1 rRNA gene is annotated in these 1,714 nt (G+C 54.0%); it reads right to left on the bottom strand.

The window, feature by feature from the left end:
* Positions 1–85 precede the first annotated feature (85 nt).
* Positions 86–1,611, bottom strand: a 16S ribosomal RNA gene (locus DN53_RS17820).
* Positions 1,612–1,714: the final 103 nt, after the last annotated feature.

The raw sequence follows: 1,714 nt of genomic DNA, 5'->3' as shown, positions 1-1,714 counted from the left end.
AAAAACATATCATAAACGACAGCACAAAGATCTTAAAGGACCACCTCGTGCGGGACCCGTAACTTCCGGGCATCTCTTTCTCTAGAAAGGAGGTGTTCCAGCCGCACCTTCCGGTACGGCTACCTTGTTACGACTTAGCCCTAGTTACCGATTTTGCCCTAGGCCGCTCCTCTCGGTGACGGACTTCAGGCACTCCCGGCTTCCATGGCTTGACGGGCGGTGTGTACAAGGCCCGGGAACGTATTCACCGGATCATGGCTGATATCCGATTACTAGCGATTCCAGCTTCACGGGGTCGAGTTGCAGACCCCGATCCGAACTGTGACCGGTTTTATAGATCCGCGCCCCCTTGCGGGGTGGCTTCCCTCTGTACCGGCCATTGTAGCACGTGTGTGGCCCAGGACGTAAGGGCCGTGATGATTTGACGTCGTCCCCACCTTCCTCACGGTTTGCACCGGCAGTCCCGTTAGAGTCCCCATCTTGACATGCTGGCAACTAACGGTAGGGGTTGCGCTCGTTATAGGACTTAACCTGACACCTCACGGCACGAGCTGACGACAACCATGCAGCACCTTGCAGGCAGTCCGAAGAAAAAGCTATCTCTAGCTTATGCAGCCTGCATTTAAGCCCTGGTAAGGTTCCTCGCGTATCATCGAATTAAACCACATGCTCCACCGCTTGTGCGGGCCCCCGTCAATTCCTTTGAGTTTCATTCTTGCGAACGTACTCCCCAGGTGGGATACTTATCACTTTCGCTTGGCCACGGAGACCGAAGTCCCCACAGCTAGTATCCATCGTTTACGGCGTGGACTACCGGGGTATCTAATCCCGTTCGCTACCCACGCTTTCGTCCATCAGCGTCAGTACATGGTTGGTCACCTGCCTTCGCGATCGGTGTTCTATGTGATATCTATGCATTTCACCGCTACACCACATGTTCCGGCAACCCCACCATGACTCAAGACCGCCAGTATCAAAGGCAATTCTACGGTTGAGCCGCAGACTTTCACCCCTGACTTAACGGCCCGCCTACGGACCCTTTAAACCCAATGATTCCGGATAACGCTCGGACCCTCCGTATTACCGCGGCTGCTGGCACGGAGTTAGCCGGTCCTTATTCTTACGGTACCGTCAGCACCCTACACGTAGGGTGGTTTCTTCCCGTATAAAAGCAGTTTACAACCCATAGGGCAGTCATCCTGCACGCGGCATGGCTGGATCAGTCTCCCGACCATTGTCCAATATTCCTCACTGCTGCCTCCCGTAGGAGTCTGGTCCGTGTCTCAGTACCAGTGTGGGGGATCCCCCTCTCAGGGCCCCTAACCATCGCTGCCATGGTGAGCCGTTACCTCACCATCTAACTAATGGTACGCATGGCCATCCCTGTCCGATAAATCTTTAACCATAATATCATGCGATATAATGGTACCATGGGGCATTAATCCAAGTTTCCCTGGGCTATTCCCCTGACAGGGGCAGGTTCCATACGCGTTCCGCACCCGTGCGCCGGTCGCCGGCGGAAAAGCAAGCTTTTCCCCGCTGCCCCTCGACTTGCATGTGTTAGGCCTGCCGCTAGCGTTCATCCTGAGCCAGGATCAAACTCTTCATTGTATTTCCTTGAATGTCTGTCCGACACCCGGAAACCAGAGTCCCCGCATCAAAATGGTTCTTAATTCTCTTTACGCTGTCGTTACAATATGTATATGAACTTCTT

The organism is Flagellimonas olearia (genome assembly GCF_004150225.1).
GTDB classification, from domain to species: domain Bacteria; phylum Bacteroidota; class Bacteroidia; order Flavobacteriales; family Flavobacteriaceae; genus Flagellimonas; species Flagellimonas olearia.
Note: the sequence above shows the minus strand (reverse complement) of the source record. Positions and strands in the feature narration are given on the sequence as shown.